The 4,112-nt window shown below is 69.2% G+C and carries 3 protein-coding genes; all 3 read right to left on the minus strand.

The genetic code is table 11. From position 1 onward, the window contains the following. Positions 1-60: 60 nt before the first annotated feature. Positions 61-936, minus strand: a complete 876-nt coding sequence (locus tag AB0G02_RS30490; protein ID WP_360800789.1) for an SDR family NAD(P)-dependent oxidoreductase — start codon at positions 934-936, stop codon at positions 61-63. 418 nt (positions 937-1,354) lie between these two features. Next, positions 1,355-2,815, minus strand: a complete 1,461-nt coding sequence (locus AB0G02_RS30495; RefSeq protein WP_360800792.1) for an MFS transporter — start codon at positions 2,813-2,815, stop codon at positions 1,355-1,357. Positions 2,816-3,277: 462 nt separating this feature from the next. Then, positions 3,278-4,112, minus strand: an 835-nt coding sequence (locus tag AB0G02_RS30500; protein WP_360800794.1) for an RNA polymerase subunit sigma-70, incomplete at its 5' end; no start/stop codon positions are given.

The raw sequence follows: 4,112 nt of genomic DNA on the forward strand, positions 1-4,112 counted from the left end.
CGGGGGAACCGCATGGAGATCCTCCCGGTCGCGGACCGCGCGGCTCGCGGGCCCGGCGCCTTACGGTGTCGGGAAGAAGGACCGCACGAACCTGTTGAACAGCCGGTCACCGACCATCCACCGCATCCGCGGCAACATCACCGCCGGTGCGCCGATCCGGTACCGGATTCTCGGGTTGGTGCTGGTCAAGGCGCGTTCGATGGTCTTCGCCACCGTCTCCGGACGCACGCCCAGCTTTCCCGTCCCCTTCGGCGAGTCGGTTTCCCGGTAGGCCTCGTGCCACTTCACGAAGTTCTCCCAGAACTCGTCGTAGATACCCGACTGGCCCTCGGTGGGGATCTTGAGCTCGTCGACCGTCGTCGGGATGAACCCGCCCAGGATGGGGGAGGGCTCGACGATCACGACCTGGATGCCGAACTTGGAGACCTCGTTGCGCAGCGAGTCCCCGATCGCCTCCACCCCGTGCTTGGTGGCCTGGTAGTAGCCGCGGCCCGGGGTGCCGAACAACCCGAAGACCGACGACATGAGGACGATCCGGCCCGCGCCCTGGGCGCGCATCCCCGGCAGCACGAGCTGCGTGAGCTGGGACAGGCCGAACAGGTTGGTCTCGAACTGGCGGCGGATCGCCTCGATCGGCGTCTCCTCGATCGTCCCGATCAAGGTGTACGCCGCGTTGTTGATGAGCGCTCCGACGGCACCGTGCTCCTCGGTGATCCGGTCCACGACCGCGACCATCGAGTCGACGTCGGTCATGTCCAGCGGGAGCACCGTGATGCCCTCGTCGGCCAGGTCGCGCAACGCTTCGAGGTTCCTGGCGGTCGCGTACACCGGCCAACCCGCCCGGTGCAGCCGCAGAGCCGTCGCGCGACCGGTACCGGACGAGAGACCGGTGCCGGACGAGGCGCCGGTCAGCAGGACTGCGCGTGAAGGTGCCATTTCTTCCCCCTGTCGAATCTGTCATGGTGAGCGGCGGTCCGGCTCATCGACCTCACCCCTCGCGGGTGAAGCGTCGCCTGTTCGACCGGCGCTGGTGTCGGCTCGCAACAGAATCGGTGTCAGGAGCACCGACCACGACCGGGTCAACACCGGCCGGGATATCTTTATTCAGTTCGGCTTCCGTCCTGGCGCGGACGAACGGCCTACTCCAAACCCTATAAGGCAGTTTTCGCCATCGACTTCTTCCGGATTGCTCTTGACGCGTGCAATCGGGTTATCCGCTAAACGTGAACCTTAAATTGGCAAAGCGCGGGCAAAGGTCGTATCCGCTTATCCCATGATCTCGGGGTCGACTAAGTCCGGGCACAGCAAAGCATCCCAGGCCCGATTCGGGCCTGGGATCCCTCGGCGGTTATCGCTACGGATTCACTTTCTGGCTTTCCGGCTGGCTTTCCGGCTCCCGGGGCGAAGGCAGCGGGGTCGGCCGGGGGCGCAGGCCCGGCGTCCAGAGCCCGGCGACCGCGGCGACGAGGGTCAGGCAGGCGGCGACCGCCATGGCGGGGGTGAAGCCGTCGGTGAAGGTCTGCGGGGAGCCGTAGCTCCCGGACGCCGCGAACACGGCCGCGAGGATCGCGATGCCGAAGGTGCCGCCGAGCTGTCGGAGCGAGTTGAAGCTGCCGACGGCCGCGCCTACGGACGGCGGTGGGACGGAGCCGATGACCGCGTGCTGGGCCGCCGGGATCGCCAGTGCGGCGCCGCACCCGGCCACGACCAGCGGCGCGATCATCGAGGGGTAACCGAGGTCGGGAGCGGCGATCAGCGCGATCCACGCGAAGCCGGCCGCCTGCAGCACGAGCCCACCGACGACGAGCACCCGTTCCCCGAGCCGGTTGACCAGGCTGCCGCCGATCATCGACACGACGAACACGGCCGCCGTCCACGGCGCCAGGCGCAGACCCGCCCCGAAAGGACCGTAGTGCAGCGCGACCTGGAGGAACTGGGCCAGGAAGAACGCGGTGCCGTACATGGCCCCGTACAACAGGAACCCGGCCGCGTTGCCCGCGGAGAAGGCGGTGGAGCGGAAGAAGCGCATGGGCAGCATCGGCTCAGCCGTCCGCAGCTCCCACAGGACGAACGCGACCAGCAGGACCGCGCCCGCGACCAACGTCCCGGCCGCCTCCAGGCTGGACCAGCCGACGACGTTGCCCCGCACCAGTCCCCAGACGAGCCCGAGCGCGCCCGCGGTCACCAGCACCAGACCACCGAAGTCCAGGCGCCTCGCGGCACCGGTGCTCTCCTCGATCCGGCGGCGTGCCAACGGGATCAGCACCACGCCGATGGGGACGTTGAGCCAGAAGATCCACTGCCAGTCCAGGCCCTGCGTGATCGCACCGCCGACGAGCGGACCGCCGAGCGTGCCCAGCCCCGTCAGGCTGGCGAACAGGCCTAGCGCCTTGGCCCGCTGGGCCGGCGGGAACGCGACGCTGAGCAGCGCCATGGCGTGCGGCATGATCATGGCCGAACCGACGCCCTGCGCGGCCCGTGCCGCGATCAGCCACCCGGCGCCGGGAGCCAGTGCGCAGGCGATCGACGCCAGGGTGAACAGCACGAGCCCGGCGAGGAGCACCCGCCTGCGCCCGAGCCGGTCCCCGAGCGCCGAGGCCGGCATGAGCAGCACGGCGAAGGTCACCGTGAAGGCGTTGATCGTCCACTCCAGCTCCTCGATCGACGCCCCCAGGTCGAGCCGGATCGTGTTCAAGGCCGTCGTGACGACCAACATGTCCAGCACGACCATCAGCGACGCGATCGAGACCAGTACCAGGACCCAGCGCTGCGCCGACGTCATCGGTGCTCTCGTCTTCGTTGCGTGCGTACTCATGCGTGCGTACTCACCTGGACCTCCGATGATGAACTGGAGCTTCCGCCGAAGCACCCGCATGTACCTACCGGGCGGAGGACGGAGATTCATCGCTGGCGCACGGGCTCGGTCCGCGGTCGACACCGGGCCGGGCTCGCTGCCCCACCACGGGGACGTGTGGAGCGCGGCATGCCGAGCAGCGGGAGCCCGAGGCCCCCGCCCGCGTCCCGGCAGGCCACCACCGGGCGGCCAGCCGCGCCTCACACGTTCACCACTCGTACTGATCGGGCGCGTTCTTCCACGGCATGAACGCGGCCTTCCAACTTCTTATGTGCTCTCCTCGACTTCCGAATGCCGAAATGGCGTCGAATGGCGAAGTCGAATCCACCACTGCCGCATCCGGTGCGGCAGTGGTGTATTGTCCCGGTTTCCGATCCGATGGGTGAATGCGTCGGAGCGTCTCGCCGCTCGTCGGGCCTCGGCTCACCTTTCCACGCCGGTGATGCTGGGGAGCAGGCCGAAGTAGTTGAACAGGTCCTGGTCCTGGAACGCCGTGGTGCGGCTGATCCCGGCTTCGGTGACGGTGAAGACCTGAAGGTTGTTCAAGGTGTAGCCGCCGTCCGGCGCGCGGGTGTAGGCGGCCAGTGCGGGCTGCCCGTTCGCGCGGGTCGGCACCATGCGCCAGTCCGTGCCGCGCAGCGTGTAGATGCGCGTGATGAAGTGGAGGTACGCCTCCCGCCCGGCGAACCAGGTGACGAACGGCGGCATCTCCAGCACCGCGTCCTCGGTGAGCAGCTTCTCCAGCGCCCTGATGTCGGCGTTCTCGAAGGCGGCGGCGTAGCGCTCGACCTGCGCGCGGTGGTCGGGGTCGGCGGGTTCGACGATCCGGTCCTCGTCCAACCCGGCCTCACCGAGCCGGGCCCTGGCCCGCTGCAACGCGCTGTTCACCGCGGCGGTCGTCATGTCCAGCGCCTCGGCCACCTCGGCGGCGGACCACTCCAGCACCTCGCGCAGGATGAGCACGGCCCGCTGGCGGGCGGGCAGGAACTGCAGCGCGGCCACGAAGGCCAGCCGCAGCGAACCCCGGGAGAACAGGACGTCCGCCGGGTCTCCGAGCACCGAGTCGGGGATCGGTTGCAGCCACGGCACCTCCTCGCCCCGGATCATCGGCTGCTCGGGGTCGCTGCCGGGAGGGGCACCGAGCCCCGAGGGCAGCGGACGGCGGCTGCGCTGCTCCAACGCGGTCAGGCACGCGTTGGTGGCGATCCGGTAGAGCCAGGTGCGCAGGGCCGCGCGGGCGGGGTCGTACCGGTCGTAG

The organism is Actinosynnema sp. NPDC023658, from assembly GCF_040639995.1.
In the GTDB taxonomy this organism is placed as follows: domain Bacteria; phylum Actinomycetota; class Actinomycetes; order Mycobacteriales; family Pseudonocardiaceae; genus Actinosynnema.

What these genes read in the sequence shown, in the direction of transcription:
- AB0G02_RS30490 (WP_360800789.1), bottom strand. Translation starts at nt 936, where the DNA reads ATGGCACCTTCACGCGCAGTCCTGCTGACCGGCGCCTCGTCCGGCACC.
- AB0G02_RS30495 (WP_360800792.1), bottom strand. Translation starts at nt 2,815, where the DNA reads ATGAGTACGCACGCAACGAAGACGAGAGCACCGATGACGTCGGCGCAG.